Annotated in this window: 17 protein-coding genes; 10 read left to right on the top strand and 7 right to left on the bottom strand. The window is 66.4% G+C overall.

Features of this window, described 5'->3' with window-relative positions:
• The first annotated feature begins 162 nt into the window (after positions 1–162).
• The 4 genes from ACFWPX_RS20700 (at position 163) to ACFWPX_RS20715 (ending at position 5,379) form a co-directional block, all read left to right on the top strand.
• A complete protein-coding gene (locus ACFWPX_RS20700; RefSeq protein WP_378913240.1) occupies positions 163–4,116 on the top strand; it encodes a DNA-directed RNA polymerase subunit beta' in 3,954 nt (1,317 codons plus the stop codon).
• A gap of 84 nt (positions 4,117–4,200) precedes the next feature.
• Positions 4,201–4,401, top strand: coding sequence for a hypothetical protein (locus tag ACFWPX_RS20705; protein ID WP_378913241.1), 201 nt, complete (start codon positions 4,201–4,203; stop codon positions 4,399–4,401).
• Positions 4,398–4,805, top strand: coding sequence for a type II toxin-antitoxin system VapC family toxin (locus ACFWPX_RS20710; protein ID WP_378928740.1), 408 nt, complete (start codon positions 4,398–4,400; stop codon positions 4,803–4,805). Before ACFWPX_RS20705 ends, ACFWPX_RS20710 begins: the two co-directional genes overlap by 4 nt.
• Before the next feature lie 229 nt (positions 4,806–5,034).
• Positions 5,035–5,379 (top strand): hypothetical protein, encoded by a 345-nt coding sequence (locus ACFWPX_RS20715; protein ID WP_378928742.1) that lies wholly within the window; start codon positions 5,035–5,037, stop codon positions 5,377–5,379.
• 21 nt (positions 5,380–5,400) lie between these two features.
• Here ACFWPX_RS20715 and ACFWPX_RS20720 read toward each other — a convergent pair whose 3' ends face one another.
• Positions 5,401–6,240: a formate/nitrite transporter family protein gene (locus ACFWPX_RS20720; RefSeq protein WP_378928743.1), complete on the bottom strand. Its 840-nt coding sequence runs from the start codon at positions 6,238–6,240 to the stop codon at positions 5,401–5,403.
• Positions 6,241–6,396: 156 nt separating this feature from the next.
• On the opposite strand from ACFWPX_RS20720, the gene cynS reads away from it, so the two are divergent.
• Both cynS and ACFWPX_RS20730 read left to right on the top strand, forming a co-directional pair.
• The gene (cynS, locus tag ACFWPX_RS20725; protein WP_378928744.1) at positions 6,397–6,846 is read left to right on the top strand and encodes a cyanase; all 450 of its coding nucleotides are present in this window, start codon (positions 6,397–6,399) and stop codon (positions 6,844–6,846) included.
• 412 nt (positions 6,847–7,258) lie between these two features.
• A complete protein-coding gene (locus tag ACFWPX_RS20730) occupies positions 7,259–8,143 on the top strand; it encodes a DUF3558 family protein (protein ID WP_378928745.1) in 885 nt (294 codons plus the stop codon).
• A gap of 93 nt (positions 8,144–8,236) precedes the next feature.
• On the opposite strand, the gene ACFWPX_RS20735 is transcribed toward ACFWPX_RS20730, so the two are convergent.
• A complete protein-coding gene (locus ACFWPX_RS20735) occupies positions 8,237–9,235 on the bottom strand; it encodes a DMT family transporter (RefSeq protein ID WP_378928746.1) in 999 nt (332 codons plus the stop codon).
• Between the two features lie 38 nt (positions 9,236–9,273).
• Here ACFWPX_RS20735 and ACFWPX_RS20740 point away from each other — a divergent pair, with 38 nt between their 5' ends.
• Positions 9,274–9,804: a CGNR zinc finger domain-containing protein gene (locus ACFWPX_RS20740; RefSeq protein ID WP_378928747.1), complete on the top strand. Its 531-nt coding sequence runs from the start codon at positions 9,274–9,276 to the stop codon at positions 9,802–9,804.
• A gap of 40 nt (positions 9,805–9,844) precedes the next feature.
• On the opposite strand, the gene ACFWPX_RS20745 is transcribed toward ACFWPX_RS20740, so the two are convergent.
• Positions 9,845–10,516, bottom strand: a complete 672-nt coding sequence (locus tag ACFWPX_RS20745; protein ID WP_378928748.1) for a TetR/AcrR family transcriptional regulator C-terminal domain-containing protein — start codon at positions 10,514–10,516, stop codon at positions 9,845–9,847.
• 114 nt (positions 10,517–10,630) lie between these two features.
• Between ACFWPX_RS20745 and ACFWPX_RS20750 the strand changes: the two genes are divergently transcribed.
• Both ACFWPX_RS20750 and ACFWPX_RS20755 read left to right on the top strand, forming a co-directional pair.
• Positions 10,631–11,149, top strand: a complete 519-nt coding sequence (locus ACFWPX_RS20750) for a hypothetical protein (RefSeq protein ID WP_378928749.1) — start codon at positions 10,631–10,633, stop codon at positions 11,147–11,149.
• Between the two features lie 23 nt (positions 11,150–11,172).
• Entirely contained in the window at positions 11,173–12,504 is a 1,332-nt protein-coding gene (locus ACFWPX_RS20755; protein WP_378928750.1) for a serine hydrolase domain-containing protein, read from the top strand.
• Positions 12,505–12,565: 61 nt separating this feature from the next.
• On the opposite strand, the gene ACFWPX_RS20760 is transcribed toward ACFWPX_RS20755, so the two are convergent.
• Together ACFWPX_RS20760 and ACFWPX_RS20765 are read right to left on the bottom strand one after the other, a co-directional pair.
• A complete protein-coding gene (locus ACFWPX_RS20760) occupies positions 12,566–13,246 on the bottom strand; it encodes a hypothetical protein (RefSeq protein WP_378913253.1) in 681 nt (226 codons plus the stop codon).
• A 56-nt stretch (positions 13,247–13,302) separates the two neighbouring features.
• Entirely contained in the window at positions 13,303–14,313 is a 1,011-nt protein-coding gene (locus ACFWPX_RS20765; protein WP_378928751.1) for an aldo/keto reductase, read from the bottom strand.
• Between the two features lie 100 nt (positions 14,314–14,413).
• Here ACFWPX_RS20765 and ACFWPX_RS20770 point away from each other — a divergent pair, with 100 nt between their 5' ends.
• Positions 14,414–15,262 (top strand): helix-turn-helix transcriptional regulator, encoded by an 849-nt coding sequence (locus ACFWPX_RS20770; protein WP_378928752.1) that lies wholly within the window; start codon positions 14,414–14,416, stop codon positions 15,260–15,262.
• 4 nt (positions 15,263–15,266) lie between these two features.
• Here the strand turns inward: ACFWPX_RS20770 and ACFWPX_RS20775 are convergent, their stop codons facing one another.
• Together ACFWPX_RS20775 and ACFWPX_RS20780 are read right to left on the bottom strand one after the other, a co-directional pair.
• Complete coding sequence (locus tag ACFWPX_RS20775) at positions 15,267–15,908, bottom strand: hypothetical protein (protein ID WP_378913256.1); 642 nt, start codon at positions 15,906–15,908, stop codon at positions 15,267–15,269.
• A gap of 112 nt (positions 15,909–16,020) precedes the next feature.
• Positions 16,021–17,277: an FAD-dependent oxidoreductase gene (locus tag ACFWPX_RS20780; RefSeq protein WP_378928753.1), complete on the bottom strand. Its 1,257-nt coding sequence runs from the start codon at positions 17,275–17,277 to the stop codon at positions 16,021–16,023.
• Positions 17,278–17,370: the final 93 nt, after the last annotated feature.

Consider the following 17,370-nt stretch of genomic DNA (forward strand, 5'->3'; position numbering starts at 1 on the left):
GATTATCTCACTGGCTACCCCCCGAGCCATCTCTTTGCGTGGTTGGGCCCGCTGGGTTCTGGGGGGGGCGGGCGGCCGCCCCCCCCCCCCCCACCGCGCACCGCGCTCGACAACTAGTGAACTTTTGCTCGAATTCGACCCGAATAGGGGAAAGGAAGTTACGTGCTAGACGTCAACTTCTTCGATGAACTCCGGATCGGCCTTGCCTCCGCCGATGACATCCGCCAGTGGTCTTTCGGCGAGGTGAAGAAGCCGGAGACCATCAACTACCGCACGCTCAAGCCGGAGAAGGACGGGCTCTTCTGCGAGAAGATCTTCGGTCCCACCCGGGACTGGGAGTGCTACTGCGGCAAGTACAAGCGCGTCCGCTTCAAGGGCATCATCTGTGAGCGCTGTGGCGTCGAGGTGACTCGCGCCAAGGTGCGCCGTGAGCGGATGGGCCACATCGAGCTGGCCGCGCCGGTTACGCATATCTGGTACTTCAAGGGCGTTCCGTCGCGCTTGGGTTACCTGCTCGACCTGGCGCCGAAGGATCTCGAGAAGATCATCTACTTCGCCGCCTACGTCATCGTCGGTGTCGACGAGGAGCTGCGTCACAACGAGCTCTCCACGCTCGAAGCCGAGATGGAGGTCGAGAAGAAGGCTGTCGCCGATCAGCGCGACGCCGACCTCGAGGCCCGCGCGCAGAAGCTCGAAGCCGACCTGGCCGAGCTGGAAGCCGAGGGCGCCAAGTCCGACGTACGTCGCAAGGTCAAGGACGGCGGCGAGCGCGAAATGCGTCAGCTGCGCGACCGCTCGCAGCGTGAGCTGGACCGTCTCGACGAGATCTGGACGACCTTCACCAAGCTGTCGGTCAAGCAGCTCATCGTCGACGAGGTGCTCTACCGCGAGCTCGTCGACCGCTACGGCGAGTACTTCACCGGCGCCATGGGTGCGGAGTCCATCCAGAAGCTGATGGAGAACTTCGACATCAACGCCGAGGCCGAGAGCCTGCGCGAGACCATTCGCTCCGGCAAGGGTCAGAAGAAGCTGCGCGCGCTCAAGCGTCTGAAGGTCGTCGCGGCCTTCCAGACCAACGGCAACTCGCCGATGGGCATGGTGCTCGACGCTGTTCCGGTGATCCCGCCGGAGCTGCGTCCGATGGTTCAGCTCGACGGTGGCCGTTTCGCCACCTCCGACCTGAACGACCTGTACCGCCGCGTGATCAACCGCAACAACCGCCTCAAGCGACTGATCGATCTGGGTGCGCCCGAGATCATCGTCAACAACGAGAAGCGGATGCTGCAGGAGTCGGTCGACGCACTGTTCGACAACGGCCGTCGTGGCCGTCCGGTCACTGGACCGGGTAACCGCCCGCTGAAGTCGCTGAGCGATCTGCTCAAGGGCAAGCAGGGTCGTTTCCGTCAGAACCTGCTCGGCAAGCGCGTCGACTACTCGGGCCGTTCGGTCATCGTCGTCGGCCCGCAGCTCAAGCTGCACCAGTGTGGTCTGCCGAAGCTGATGGCGCTCGAGCTGTTCAAGCCGTTCGTCATGAAGCGTCTGGTGGATCTGAACCACGCGCAGAACATCAAGTCGGCCAAGCGGATGGTCGAGCGTCAGCGCGCACAGGTGTGGGATGTCCTCGAAGAGGTCATCGCCGAGCACCCCGTGCTGCTGAACCGCGCGCCCACCCTGCACCGCCTCGGCATCCAGGCCTTCGAGCCCCAGCTGGTCGAAGGCAAGGCCATTCAGCTGCACCCGCTCGTGTGTGAGGCGTTCAACGCCGACTTCGACGGTGACCAGATGGCCGTGCACCTTCCGCTGTCCGCGGAGGCGCAGGCCGAGGCACGCATCCTGATGCTGTCGTCGAACAACATCCTGTCCCCGGCGTCGGGTCGCCCCCTGGCGATGCCGCGTCTGGACATGGTGACGGGCCTGTTCTACCTGACCCGTCTCGACGAGAACGGTGTCGGCACCTACAAGGCCGCCGCCAAGGACGAGCCGGAGTACGGCGTGTACTCCTCGCCCGCCGAGGCACAGATGGCCGTCGATCGTGGCGAGCTGACCGTGCGGTCCACCATCAAGGTGCGACTGACCGAGCAGCGCCCGCCGCGTGATGTCGAGAGCGAGCTGTTCCCGGACGGCTGGAAGCGCGGCGAAGCGTGGCTGGCCGAGACCACTCTCGGACGGGTGATCTTCAACGATCTGCTCCCGGCGGACTACGCGTTCATCAACGAGCCGATGCCGAAGAAGCGTCAGGCCACGATCATCAACGATCTGGCCGAGCGCTACCCGATGATCGTCGTCGCGCAGACCGTCGACAAGCTCAAGGACGCAGGCTTCTACTGGGCCACGCGTTCGGGTGTCACCGTCTCCATGTCGGACGTGCTCGTTCCGCCGGAGAAGCCCGAGATCATGGAACGCTACGAGACCATGGCGGACCTGATCGAGAAGAAGTACCAGCGTGGTGCGCTCGATCACCAGGAGCGCAACAACGCCCTGGTCAAGATCTGGCAGGAAGCCACCGAGGAAGTGGGCGCCGCGCTGCGTACCCACTACCCGCCGGACAACCCGATCATCACGATCGTCGACTCCGGCGCCACGGGTAACTTCACCCAGACCCGTACCCTCGCGGGTATGAAGGGCCTGGTGACGAACCCGAAGGGTGAGTTCATCCCGCGCCCGATCAAGTCCTCGTTCCGTGAGGGCCTGACCGTGCTCGAGTACTTCATCAACACCCACGGTGCTCGTAAGGGTCTGGCCGACACGGCGCTTCGTACCGCCGACTCGGGTTACCTGACCCGTCGTCTGGTCGACGTGTCGCAGGACGTCATCGTCCGCGAAGAGGACTGTGGCACCGAGCGCGGCATCCTGGTGCCGATCGCGGAGAAGCTGGCCGACGGCACGATCATTCGTGACGCGCACGTCGAGACCTCCACCTACGCACGGACCCTGGCGTCCGACGCGGTGGATGCCAAGGGCAACGTCATCGTGGCGAAGGGCGCCGACCTCGGCGACCCCGCGCTGGAGGCGCTGCTCGAGGCCGGTATCACCGAGGTGAAGGTCCGCTCCGTGCTGACCTGCACCACCGGCACCGGTGTCTGCGCCACCTGCTACGGCCGTTCGATGGCCACCGGCAAGCTGGTCGATATCGGCGAGGCCGTCGGCATCGTCGCGGCCCAGTCCATCGGTGAGCCCGGTACCCAGCTGACCATGCGTACCTTCCACCAGGGTGGTGTCGCGGGCGACGACATCACCGGTGGTCTGCCGCGTGTTCAGGAGCTCTTCGAGGCCCGTGTCCCCAAGGGCAAGGCGCCGATCGCGGAGGTCTCGGGCCGGGTGCGTCTCGAGGACGACGACCGCTTCTACAAGATCACGATCATCCCTGATGACGGGTCGGAAGAAGTCGTCTACGACAAGCTCTCGAAGCGTCAGCGTCTGCGGGTGTTCAAGCACGACGACGGCTCCGAGCGTCTGCTGGCCGACGGTGACCACGTGGAGGTGGGTCAGCAGCTGCTCGAGGGCGCTGCCGATCCGCACGAGGTGCTGCGCGTGATGGGTCCCCGTCAGGTGCAGGTCCACCTGGTCCACGAGGTCCAGGAGGTCTACCGCTCGCAGGGTGTGTCGATCCACGACAAGCACATCGAGGTCATCGTTCGCCAGATGCTGCGTCGTGTGACGATCATCGATTCGGGTGCGACCGAGTTCCTGCCCGGCTCGCTCACCGAGCGCGCCGAGTTCGAGAACTCGAACCGTCGCGTGGTGGCCGAAGGCCGCGAGCCGGCTTCGGGCCGTCCCGTGCTGATGGGTATCACCAAGGCGTCGCTGGCCACCGATTCGTGGCTGTCGGCGGCATCCTTCCAGGAGACCACCCGAGTGCTGACGGACGCGGCCATCAACTGCCGCTCCGACAAGCTGATCGGCCTGAAGGAGAACGTGATCATCGGTAAGCTCATCCCGGCCGGTACCGGTATCAACCGTTACCGCAACATCCAGGTGCAGCCGACCGAAGAAGCCCGTGCCGCGGCGTACGCGGTGCCGTCCTACGACGACACCTACTACTCCCCGGACAGCTTCGGCTCCTCCACCGGCGCAGCAGTGCCGCTGGACGACTACGGCTTCAGCGACTACCGCTAGTCCGTGAACATGGACGCCCCGCTCCTACTAGGGAGCGGGGCGTTCGTCGTCCCGGGGTCACGCGACTTCGGTATCGTTGGACTCATGACCGCGGCCTATGATCACTACCCGGAGCTGCACCGTCTGGTCGAACAACTCCGACCCGAGACGGCCCCTGCCGCGCGCGAAGCATTGTTGCGGCTGGTCAAGGACAACGCGCCAGATCGTTTGGCGGCGCTGCCGTCCTTCGACGGTCCGGAAGATCTCAGCGAGCGTATGGACGACGATCTGTTCGATGCACAGTGACACTCATCGTCGACGCGAATGTGCTTGTCGCGGTGATGAACCGCAAGGACAAACGGCACGCCGAGATGAAGGCGTTCCTGTCATCCAGAACCGATTACTTTGTCGTGACGCCTTATATCGTCGCTGAGGTGACATATCTCCTGCAGAAGTACGCTGGAGCTGAAGCCGAGATTCAGTTCATGGAGACGGTGCGTGACGCGCTCTTCCGCGAGGAATTCGACTCGGCGGACTCAACCCGAATCGTCGAGTTGATGAAGCAGTTCGCCGACTTCCCGCTCGGAGCGGCCGACGCGTCGGTGATCGCTGTCGCCGAGCGCCTACACATTCGCGACATCGCCACAGCCGACCACCACTTCCGTGCCGTCCGCACGGCGGGCCTTGACTACCTCAACGTCGTTCCCTGATCTGGCGGCGTGTTCCCTTTTCAGTCACTCGGCTCGTGCCGCTGCGTGCGCGGTGCCGTCCTACTACGACACCTACTACTCCCCGGACAGCTTCGGCTCCTCCACCGGCGCAGCAGTGCCGCTGGAAGACTACGGCTTCAGCGACTACCGCTAAGCAATAGGTAGGCAACAGATTGTCGGCCCCCGCTCTTTCGAGAGCGGGGGCCGTTTTCGTGCGTACAGTCGCTGTGTGAAGTCTCAGATAGTCGTCGTCGCGCTCGCGGTGATCGGTGTGCTCGCGTCGGCGTTCACCGCCTATCAAGTCGCCACCAGCGTGATGTCGGACCAGGTAATAGTCAGCTGCCGCCCGGACCCTGGCAGGTCGTACTGCGTGTACCACCGAACAACGCCAGGGCTGCTGGCCACCGAGTACGTGATCCATGTCGGAATCGCGCCCAATCGCGGCTTGTTCTACGAAATTCCCTACCCCGCAGGCGACGTCGCAGCCACCTGGAATCCGGACACCGCCCTCCTGACGATCGCGATGCCGGGTACGGAGCTGAAGATCGCAGAAGCGGAGTACCGCGACCGGTAGTGGTCGCCTTCTCGGCGAACTTCACTCCGCCACAACGGATTCTGTGGGTCCGGGTTGCCGGCGGGACGGGGCGGTGCGGGCGTGGGTGGCGTAGAGGGTCAGGCCGACGAAGGTGAGGCCGCCGACGAGGTTGCCTACGACGGTGGGGATTTCGTTCCAGATGAGGTAGTCGGCGAGGGAGAAGTCGCCGCCGAGGAGGAGGCCGGAGGGGAAGAGGAACATGTTGACGATGGAGTGTTCGAAGCCCATGTAGAAGAACAGCATGATGGGCATCCACATCGCGATCACCTTGCCCGACACCGAGGTCGACATCATGGCGGCGACGACGCCGGTGGAGACCATCCAGTTGCACAGCACGGCGCGGATGAACAGCGTGAGCATGCCCGCACCGCCGTGTTCGGCGTAGCCGAGCGTTCGGGATTCGCCGATCTCGCCGAGCTTCTCGCCGACGGCGCTGGGGTCGACGGAGAAGCCCATGGTGAGAATGATGGCCATCATCACCGCGACGGTGAACGCCCCGGCGAAGTTGCCGACGAAGACCAGCCCCCAGTTGCGCAGCATCGCGCGCACGGTGACGCCGCGGCGCTTGTCGATCAAGGCGAGCGGTACCAGTGTGAAAACGCCGGTGAGCAAGTCGAATCCGAGCAGGTAGAGCATGCAGAACCCGACGGGGAAGAGCACGGCTCCGAGCAGTGGTTCGCCGGTGTTCACGGTGATGGTCACCGCGAAGGCGGCGGCGAGGGCGAGGATCGCGCCCGCCATGTAGGCGCGGATCACGGTGTCGCGGGTGGACATGAACGCCTTGGCTTCGCCCGCGTCGATCATCTTCTCGACGAAGTCCGCCGGTTTGAGATAGGACATGAAAACCCCTTCGTAGTTGCTCTGGCTCAGGAGTTTTCGCTGTCGAGGTTGCCGCGCGATCACCGGAGGTTGCCCTCGCGTAAATAGTGGTATTCCACTATGGCGGGGAGTGGTTCGAGATGGCAGGCTGGCGGCGACCCCGACCTAGGAGCCCGCATGCAACCGATCCTGAGCAAGTCCGCCGCCGCCGACCTCATCGTCGCCGCCCGTATCCGCAAGGGTCTCACGTGGGCAGGCATCGCGGAATCGATTGGCGCGCCCCTTGTCTGGACCACAGCGGCCCTGCTCGGCCAGCACCCGATGACCGAGGAACAGGCCGCCGCCGTCTGCACCCTGCTCGCCCTCGACGACACGGTCGCCGAAAGCCTGCGCCTCCAGCCCTCCCGCGGCGCCGACCCGGCAAAACTGGCCGACCCGACCATCTACCGCCTCGTCGAAGCGGTCTCGGTCTACGGCCCCGCTCTCAAGGAACTCATCCACGAGGAATTCGGCGACGGCATCATGAGCGCCATCAACTTCAACATCGACATCGCCCGCCGCCCCCACCCGGACGGCGACCGCGTCGTCATCACCCTGGACGGCAAATTCCTCGACTACCGCTGGTGATCCCGGCCGCGTGCGGCACGAGGCTGACGCTGTCGACGCGCCCGCCGAGGATTTGCGCGTAGGCCCACGAGGCAGTGCTTCCCGAGGTCGGCTGTGGTAGTTGTTGCGGGTGTTCCTGCCTTCGCGTCCGTACCTAATAGCGTTGTACGCCTTGGTGTTCACAGCGGGTTGCTCGATCGGGGGCGGTGGTACGACGGGAAGTGCTGTCCCCGAAGTCCGGTCGTATTCGGCGTTGCCTTCGTCATGCGAGGCGGTGGACGGGGCGGTAAGGGAGGCGTTAGGTCGGTTCGCTGGGTATCTGGACGACCCGGACGCACGATTGCAGGCCGCAGACATCGGAACGCCGCTCCGCGCGAACGAGCTGATCTGTACGGTGAGCTTCGATGCCGACCCGGTCCCCGCCAGTGATGTCATGCCTGTTGCTGGACCGCTGCTGCGCACCGTGACTATCGAGCTGAGCCGGGGTCCGGTTCTGCTGCCGCAGATTCACATCACGAGGCCGCCGATGGCGTCGAATGCCGCTGAGCGTGAGCACTTCAGCGCGCCGCGCAGGCTCGACGGAATCGGCGACGACGCGATGATCAGGGACCAGGATCAAGCCGGCGCGATGCGGAGCTGGGCGACCGCGGTGCTGGGTAACGTCAGCCTCGAGGTCGTCACATCCGGGATGGATTGGAGTGGCGGTGCGACGCCTCCGGTCTGGAGGTCGCTGACCATGCGTGACGACCTGAGCTCGGGTGCCGAGGCGATCCTCGCCGATCTTGCCCGTGAGTTGCCCGAAAGCCTGCCCGTCGCGACGAGTGAACCACCGTCTACTTCGACCGCTCCTCCCAGTGTGACTACTACCGCAGTACCTGTGCCCGTGTGGAACCCGTGCGGTATCCCTGAATCTGCCATTGCCGCTGCAGGATTGGACCCGTCGAAGAAGGAGAACGGCACCGGTGGCAGATGTCAATGGCACGGCGACGGGTACACGGTCGAGATCTTGGCGGGCGCGGAACCGTTTCATGAGGTGTACTACAGCCACTACGGCTGGTACCCGACGCCGCGACCGATCAAGATCCGAGATCGGCCCGCGCTCATGGTGGCGAAGGCCTTCGGTGGCGCTGGTGCCGACGTCGACGACGGCTACTGCGAGCTCGGGTTCGACACACCTTTCGGCACGAAGAACGGCATCCCGACCGGCCACGTCAGCATCGAACTGTGGGACACCGTCGACCGCGAGCCTGCTGCGGTATGTAAGGACCTCGCCCGCTTGGCTGAACCACTCGTCGCCCACATCCCACCCAGTCGATAGCAAGCGCTCGACAAGTCGATTTCAGCACGACGCTGCTGGACCGCATGTCGGGTCGGGCAGTGTGGCGGAATGAGTGTTGTCATGCCCGGCGGATCAGGGTTCAGGCCGCGTCAGCGAGATGGCGTCGGTGTGGGTGTCGGCCGGTGTCTCTGGGTCGCCGAGGGCGGGGGCGCCGGGTTCGCCGAGGCGGACGGTGACTACTCCGATGAGGATCAGTGTGCCGCCGAGTAGTTGGATGGGGCGGGGGGCTTCGCCGAGGAGGATCCAGGCGAAGATCAGGGCGGCGAGGACTTCGGTGAGGGCGACGAAGGAGGCCAGGCGGGAGCCGAGGCGGCGGGTGGCGGCGATGCCGGTGACGTAGGCGATGGCGGCGGTGACGATGCCGATGAGGAGGATGGGGATCCACCAGGGGGTGGTGAAGTCGGCGAAGACGACGGGTTCGGTGGTGGCGCGTAGGGGGACGATGCCCACGAGGCCTGCCAGGATCAGGGTGAGGCCGCCGATCAGGAGGCCGCCGCAGGCCAGGACGGTGCCGGGGAGGTCGCCGCCCTGGGCGGAGAGGACGAAATAGGCTGCGGCGCCGACCATCGCGGCCATGGCCCAGGCGATGCCGATCGGATCGGCCGACAGGCCCGAGGCCACATCGAGGACGAGGAGCAGCCCGGTGATGCCGAGAACCGCGCCGCCGATCGTGGCCGCGCCCGGCTGCTGCCGGTGGCGCACCCACAACCAGCCCACCACGGCGATCGGCGCGGTGTATTCGATCAGCAGCGCGGCGCCGACTTCCATGTGCGCGACGGCGTTGAAGTAGGCGAGCTGCGTGCCTGCCACCGCGACCAGCCCGTACGCGCCGATGAGACTCACGTTGGCTCGCAACAGCTTCCAGTCGCCTCGTAGCTGGGGGAGCGCGAGCGGCAGGAGCACCACCCCGGCGAGGATGACCCGTGCGGCGACGACGGCCGCCGCGCTCCACCCCGCGTTCATCAGCCCGCGCGCGAGCGGACCGGACAGCCCGAAGGAGGTGGCCGACGCCAGCGCGAGGAGCAGCCCGGATCGCATCCGGATCGCGCTGTCATGAGTCAAAGTCACCATGACTAATGACGGTAAGCAGACTGCGGTAATATGTCAATGTGGTTTTTGCTCATGACACCGAAGCGGCCCTGCTGGCGGCGGTCGAACTGGTCAATTCCGCCGAGGATCCCGACACCTTGACCGAAACGGCCCAGCTCGCCGAGTTCTTCGAACGACACGTCTACACGGGCGTGCACACCGGCGACCCCGCGGAACTGGCCGCTGTCCGGGCCTTGCGTGCGCCACTCCGCGCGATGCTCACCAGCGACCGCGATGCCGCCGTCACCCTCGTGAACGAGACCCTCGCCGAGCACCGCGCGGTGCCGCAGCTGGTTCGCCACGGCGACGTCGACTACCACGTGCACGCGGTCCCGCCGCAAGCCCCACTACCGGTCCGCGTCGCCGTCGAAACCGCGATGGCGATGATCGATCTCATCCGCGCCGACGACATGAGCCGCCTGTCGATCTGTGCCGATGCCGACTGCGAGGGACTGGTACTCGACCTGTCTCGCAACCGTTCCCGCCGCTATTGCAGTACCGCCTGCGGCAACCGCAACGCCGTCGCCGCATACCGCGCGCGCCAGAAGTAGTCCGCCGCAACGCGATCCGGCGTGCGGAACCTGCCACGATCTAGCCGCTCGGCAGCCGTTCCGCGAGCCCGTCGAGCAAAGCCGCGAGTCCGAACTCGAAACTCGCCACGGCCGTGAGGGTATCCATATCGGCACGCTCGAGCCGCGCCCGCAGCCGCGGGTACGGCTGCGCGATCTCGCTTGCCTCGTCGAGCGCGGCCTGCAATTCGACCGCCGGATCGCGATCTCCGCGCCCGAGCCGCCGCCGCAGTGACACGTCGGCCGCGGCGCCGGCGGCGCTGCCGAGGATCAGCGTGAACACCGCCCCCATCGCTTGGTCGGCCGCGTCGTCGACGAACCCGGCGTTCTCGTACACCGTGAGCGAGACCTCATCGTGGCGAGCCTTGTTCGGCCCGTAGAGCAGGTAGCTCGACTGGGCCTGTGCCAGCCAGGGATGGCTGGTGATGGTTGTGTACAACCCGCGAGCCAGCTGTTCGGCGGCCGCGCGCCAGTCGGGCGAGCCGGGATCGGGCAGGGCGATTTCGCCCCAGGTCTCGTCGGCGGCCAGGCGGATCAGGTTGTCCTTGTTCTTCACATGCCAGTACATCGCGGTCGGCGCGGAGTCGAGCCGCTTGCCGAGGCTGCGCATGTTCAGCCCGTCCAGGCCTTCTTCGTCGAGTAGCTCGATCGCGGTGGCGACGATCTGTTCGCGGGTCAATGTCTCACGCGGCATGCCCCAACCATAGGGGCTCACCTGGCACTTTCACAAAGTTCAAGAAATTTCTTGCACTTAGTTCAAGTCGCGGGCTATTGTACTTTTACAAAGTTCAAGAAGGGATTGACCAGCATGAACGTCCTCCTCGCCACCATCGACCTCGCAATCGCCGCCGCATTCGTGAGCATGCCGATCGTGCGCAATCGCTACGGCGCGGCCGCCATGGCCACCGCCGAGTCCGAGCTGGCCCGGCAGGGCGTGCGTACCACCGCGCTCACCGAGAACGGCATGCGGTTCGACGCCAGCGGCCATGAGAGCGCCGCGCCGTTGAGCGTCGCCGCGATCATGATCGCGCTCGCCGGGGTCAACCTCGCCGATCTGGCCGTCGCCCGGCCGCTGAACTGGGTGCTGTTGACGCTGGTTCTGCTCGCCAACAGCGTCATCGTCTACAGCAATCACACCGCCGTGAGCTCGGTGCGCGCCGCGTTCCGCCGCAAGGGTGATCCCGAACTGATCCGCATCGACGTTCCCGCACTGCTCGCGGCCGCCGAATCCGGCTTCCCGGCCTGGACCTGGACGCTGCAGACGCTGCGCAACATCACCGTCTTCGGCGGCACCATCCTCGGCCTCGCCGCCCTCGCCCTTTCCTGAAACAGCAAGCAAGGAGAAGAATCATGTCCGATCTCGCCCAGTTCACCGCCGCTACCGCCACCGAATTCGGCATCCCAGGCCTAGCTGTCGGCGTTTTCGCCGACGGTCAGGAGATCTTCGCGACGCACGGCGTCACCGGCATCGACAACCCGCTTCCCATCACCCCCGACACCCTGTTCGCCGCAGGCTCGATCACCAAACCGGTGACCGCGACCGCGCTGATGCGGCTGGTCGCCGAGGGCAGGATCGACCTGAATGCGCCTGTTCAGCAGTATGTTCCGGAATTCACGGCATCGACCGAGGTCACCGTCGGGGCCCTGCTCAACCACACCGCAGGCCTGGACTGGAACCTTCTCGTCGACACCGGCGACGGTGACGACGCGCTCGCCGAGTTCGCCCGCCAACTGAGCGATCTCCCGCCGATCGGCAAGCCCGGCGAACGCTCCTCCTACAGCCAGGCCGGTTTCAACCTCCTCGGCCGGGTCATCGAAACCGTCACCGGACAGAGTTTCGAGAGCGCGGTCCATGACCTCGTACTCGCGCCGGTCGGCATGAACAACAGCGTCTTTCAGCTCTCCGACGTCATCACCCGCCGCTTCGCGATCGGCCACGAACTCGGTGCCGATCACGATGTGAGCGTCGTGCGGCCGTGGAAGGGCAACCGCGCCAACAATCCCGGCGGTGGCCTGGCCACGACCGTCGCCGATCAGTTGCGGTGGATGCGTGTGCACCTGGGGAAGGGCGACGTGCTGCCGGCCGACCTGCTCACCCGCATGCAGGAGCCGACCGTGCAGCTGCGGGCCAGTTCGCTCGGTGACGCGATCGGCCTGTGCTGGTTCGTTCGAGACATCGACGGTGTCCGCACCATCGGCCACGGCGGTTCGGGCTTCGGGCAGTTCGCCGAACTGCTTCTCGTCCCCGAACGCGACTTCGCGGTGGTCGTGATGGCCAACGCCGGTCCCGATGGCATCGCCTGCAACCAGCGGATCGTCCGCTGGGTCCTCGCCCACTACCTCGGCATCGACGACGTGGACCCGACGCCGCTGCCCTTCGACGCCACGTCCGCCGCGGAACTGCTCGGCCGCTACGAAATCGACGCGATGACCTTCGACATCACCGCGACCCCGTCGAGTTTGGTCCTCGAGGTCAGGATCAAGCCGGAGCTGCGCGCGGCCGACCAGGAACTCCCGCCCGACCACGCGCCGTTCGAGTTCGGCCTGCTCCCGGGCACCGGTGACGAATACATCATCACCTCAGGAGCTTTCGTCGGTCAGCGTGGGTACTTCAGCCGTGACGAGGACGGCGCGGTGATCGGAGTCGACCTGGCCGGCCGGTTGTTCACGCGCATCGGCTAGCTCGAGTCGAGGCGTACCGCCGGGTTTCGATTGCCCGGCGGTACGGTCATGTCGTCTGTGCCTACCGGACCTTCGGGCACTTCTTCCCCGCAAGGTGACACTTGTCCTCGAAACCAGCGGGCAGCCAGGTGCCGGTCTTCAACAGCGGATGATGCGGAAAATGTTGCAGCGCGGCCGTGACGAAAAGCAGTACGGCCCAGGGACTCTGGACCTGAATCTGCTGCAGCTTGCCTTCCCGGTCGGGGAACCGGCAGCCGATCCGATCCGGCGCGGTGAGGTCGATGGACTCGAGTGCCGACCAGTACAGCGAGAACGACCGTTCGGGGTTGGTCAGGTGCAACCGCCGGTCCGAGATCATCACCGACCCGGCCCGCTCAGCCACCCAGCGCGGTTGCGCGGCAGCCGCTGCCTGCGTGCGGCGCGTCCGGTTCGCGACCGCGTTGCCCAACTGCGCGGCCGCGGCGATCGGGGCCGGACCGGCGACGGGAACCTGACGACGAGTCCGGCTGCCATCGCCCGTCGTCCGCCACGTGTACCAGTTGACCGCGCCCTCGGCCAGGCCGACCTCACCTGGCTCGATCCGCACCCGCGTCGCCGTATGCGGGATCAGCGCGACCTCACCGCGCGCCAGCAGATCGGCCACCCCGCACGTGTACAGCAGGTAGTCGTCGAACCACGTCCACCCGGCCTGTTCGGCCAGGGCGCGTTCGATATCGGCCAGCGGGTCGAACACCACTCTCATCACCACCCACCCGTGCGGACTTCTGCTGTCAACGTTAGCGGAGACGGGCGACTCGATCAGCGTTCGCTGTCCAGCATGGCCATCTGCTCGGCCGCGTAGCGCTCGCCCGCGACAGCGTCGGCGGGCGCCGCCGCTTCGATCACGGCCAGTTCGTCCGGTGTGAGCGAGATCGTGAGTGCCCCGAGCGTCTCGTCGAGGCGAGTGCGGCTCCGCGCGCCGATGATCGGCACCACGTCGGCACCTCGGCTCAGCACCCACGCGATCGCCAACTGCGCGACCGAAACCTGTTTCGTAGCAGCGATATCGGCGAGCGCCTCGACCAATCGCAGGTTCCGGGTGAGATTGTCGCCCTGGAACCGCGGGCTGTGCGCACGGAAGTCGCCGACTGCCGATGGCCCACCGCTTCGGAAGGTATCGCTGAGCAGGCCACGCGAGAGCACGCCGTAGGCGGTGATGCCGGTGCCGAGTCGCCTTGCGATCGGGAGGATTTCCTTCTCGATGCCGCGCGAGATGAGCGAGTACTCGATCTGCAGGTCGGCGATCGGATGCACGGCGGCGGCACGTCGCAAGGTGTCGGCACCGACCTCGGAGAGTCCGATATGGCGCACGTATCCCGCCTCGACGAGTTCGGCGATGGCGCCGACGGTGTCCTCGATCGGCACGTCGGGATCGAGCCGCGCGGGCCGGTAGATGTCGATGTGGTCGACGCCGAGCCGGGTCAGCGTGTAGGTGAGGAAGTTGCGGAGCGCGGCCGGGCGCCCGTCGAATCCGCCCCACGTCCCGCCCGGCCCGCGCAGCGCGCCGAACTTCACGCTGAGCACCACGTCCTCGCGGGCGCGTTCGGCGATGGCCTTGCCGATCAGCGTTTCATTGTGGCCTGCGCCGTAGAAGTCGCCGGTGTCGATCAGATCGATGCCCGCGTCGATGGCGGCGTGCACGGTCGCGGTCGATTCACGGTCGTCGGAGGCGCCGTACATGCCCGACATTCCCATGGCGCCGAGGCCGATGCGGCTGACGCGGGGGCCGGTCTCGCCGAGCGCGACGGTGGGGATCTGTGAGTTCGTCATGCTTCGAGCCTGCGGCGCGAGCGCGGATCGCGGCAGAGATCGTTCATCGGGGGATCGCCGGTCCCTGGCTGGGCGGCGCCGCTGCGCGCACCATGGAGAGATGGACCGATCCGAGCTGGCCGACTTCCTGCGCCGTCACCGGGAACTGCTCACCCCCGCCGACGTGGGCCTGCCGCCCGGCGTGCGCCGACGCACCCCCGGCCTGCGCCGCGATGAGGTCGCCCTGCTCACCGGCATGTCGGCCGATTACTACACCCGGCTCGAACAAGCCCGCGGTCCACGCCCGTCCACCCAGGTGCTCGCCGCGCTGGCCCGCGCGCTCCGGCTGAGCGCCGATGAACGCGACCACCTGTTCCACCTGTGTGGCCATCAATCCCCGGACCGCGGGCTGCGCGACAAGCATGTCGGTCCCGGACTGCTGCACATGCTCGACAAACTCGACGACATCCCCGCCGCCGTGATCACCGATCTCGGCGAGGTCCTCGTGCAGAACCGCATGCACAGCCTGCTGGCGGGCGACCACAGCACCCGTCGTGGCCTCGACCGCTTCTACTCCTGGCGCTGGTTCACCGATCCATCGGCCAGAACGCTTTTCCCCGAATCGGATTGGCCCAGGATGAGCCGCAGTCACGTGGCCGATCTGCGCGCCACCGCGGCACGCCGGGCCGACGACGCCGAGGTCAGCGGTTTCATCGCCGAATTACGCAGCACCAGCGAGGAATTCGAAGAGCTGTGGAACGAACACGAAGTGGCCGTGCGTATCTCCGACACCAAACAGTTCCTGCACCCGGAGATCGGTCTGATCGATACGATCTGCGAAACCCTGCTCACCCCGAACGCGGCCCAGCGACTGCTCGTCTACCTGCCGCGCCCCGGCACCGACGCGGCGGAGAAGATGGCGCTGCTGCGCGTGATCGGTACCCAGCTACTCAGCCCTACAACGCAATAGGCGATCAGGGCGCCCCGGTGACATAGGCCAGCGCGGTGTCGATCGCGGGCTGACCACCTGCCAAGGCGTACCCGGCGAGCGCGCCGATCGCCGCGCCCGCCACCGTGGCGACCGGGACGGTGATGAAGTCCAGAATGAACAGGCCCAGCGGAAAACCGAGAACGAAACCGATGGCTGCTCCGATGGCGGCGCCCTCGATGATCTTCGGCTGCAGGCGTTGGGTTTCGGCGAAGAAGCGTTCCTGTGCGCTGATGTCGCGCACCGGTGCGGTGGATTCGCTGATCGGGGTGAGAGTCAGGCTGGTGCCCTTCTCGTCGATCGACGGGGTGAGCGGCACCGCGTGCTCGCCGACGCGCACGACCATCGGCAGCGCGGCGAGCACCGCACCCGATTCATCGGTCACCGCGACAACTTTCGCGTCGTGGACGAGCTGGAACCGCCCCGTGTCGATGCTGGTGACCACCGCGCGCCGATCGTCGGTCGCGCTCACCTGGTAGTTCAGGCCCTTGTCCACCCCGCGCAGCGAAGGTGCCGGGGTCGGTTGTTCGGCGACAACCGCAGTGGGCTCGGCGTGCCCGTTTCCGGCCGCTGCCACGATGACCCCCAGCGCGAGCAGTGCCGCCCCGACCCCAGTGCCGATCCTCATCCCGCAAGCCTCCTGCTGCTCAATCCGGTCCGATTAGTCCCGTTCGTCGCGGCAAACCTAGCCGTTGTGGCCCGTTTCGGAAAGTCGAGCGCCGGCTGGGCGGTAGGGCGGATCAGCGTGTCGCGCTCGACGGTTCGGCGCCGGTCGGTGGACGTCGCGCGAACTCCGGTGCGTGCTCGGGGCGCAGGCCGATGCCGCCGAGGTAGGCGGTGAGTCCGGCGAGCGCGGGCACGGCGTCGACGACGCGCAGCGGCAGCGGCGCGGTGTGCAGGGTTCCCCGCAGCGCGGGTCCGATGAGCATGTCGTGCTCGCCACGCTGGGATCGCTGGGTGAAGCTCGCGGGCAGCATCCGCCTGCGCTGCACCTTTTCCAGGTCGGCTGTCTGCACGGTGCCGTCGAGCAGTGGCTGCGCCAGGATGCGCGCGGCCGCCACGGCGTCCTGCACCGCGAGGTTGACCCCGACCCCACCGACCGGTGACATGGTGTGCGCGGCATCGCCGATGCACAGCAGGCCGGGCACATACCACCGGTCGAGCATGCCCACCGTGACCTCGAGCAGCTTGACGTCGTCCCAGGTCCGGATCGCCGCCGTCGCCTCGGTGGACCAGCCGAAGAGTTCGGTGACGCGATCACGCAGCCACCCCACGTCGTGCGCGGTGCGAAGCGCTGTGTCGCAGCCCTTCTCGATGATGTAGCCGGTCTGGTAGTAGTCGCCGCGATCGATGGCCACCGCGGAGTTGCCGCTGGTGAAGCGGGCCTGCACAGCTCCGCCGTCGATATCGTCCACCGCTTTGGGGACGCGGAAGAACCACATGTCCATCGGCACGTCCTCCATCCGCTGACGCAGGCCCGCGGCCTCGCGCGTCACGGAATCGCGTCCGTCGCAGGCGATCACGAGATCGGCGCGCAACGCGTGTTCGGCACCACCGGCATCGAGGTAGCGCACGCCTGCCACCCGGCCCGCCTCCTCGATCAGCCCGATCGCGGTCGCGCGCATGCGTAACGTGAAGGACGGTTCTTCGGCGGCGGCGCTGGTCAGCAGGTCGAGGAAGTCCCATTGCGGCACCATGGCGATGTGGCGGTACTTGCCGGGAATCCGCGTGAGATCGGCCGCGACCACCATGCGGTCGCCCGCGTACATGCACATCCGGGTCAGCTCGGAGCGCGGCAACCTGGCGAACTCGGCGCCGAGCCCCAGTTCGTCGATCAGCCGCACGGTCGAGGGGTGCACTGTGTCGCCGCGGAAATCCCGGAGGAAGTCGGCATGTTTTTCCAGCACGGTGACTTCGACGCCGGCTCTGGCCAGGAGTAGTCCGGCCATCGTGCCCGCGGGGCCACCGCCGACGATGCAGCAAGCGGTCTTGTCCATGAGTTCTTCCCCCTCGATGATTTTCCCACCACGTTCTACGACAAAGCGTAGTAGTGAATCCGTTGGCACGTCCAGGGTTTTGCCGAAAGGGCC

It is taken from the genome of Nocardia sp. NPDC058518, from assembly GCF_042719655.1.
Taxonomy (GTDB): domain Bacteria; phylum Actinomycetota; class Actinomycetes; order Mycobacteriales; family Mycobacteriaceae; genus Nocardia.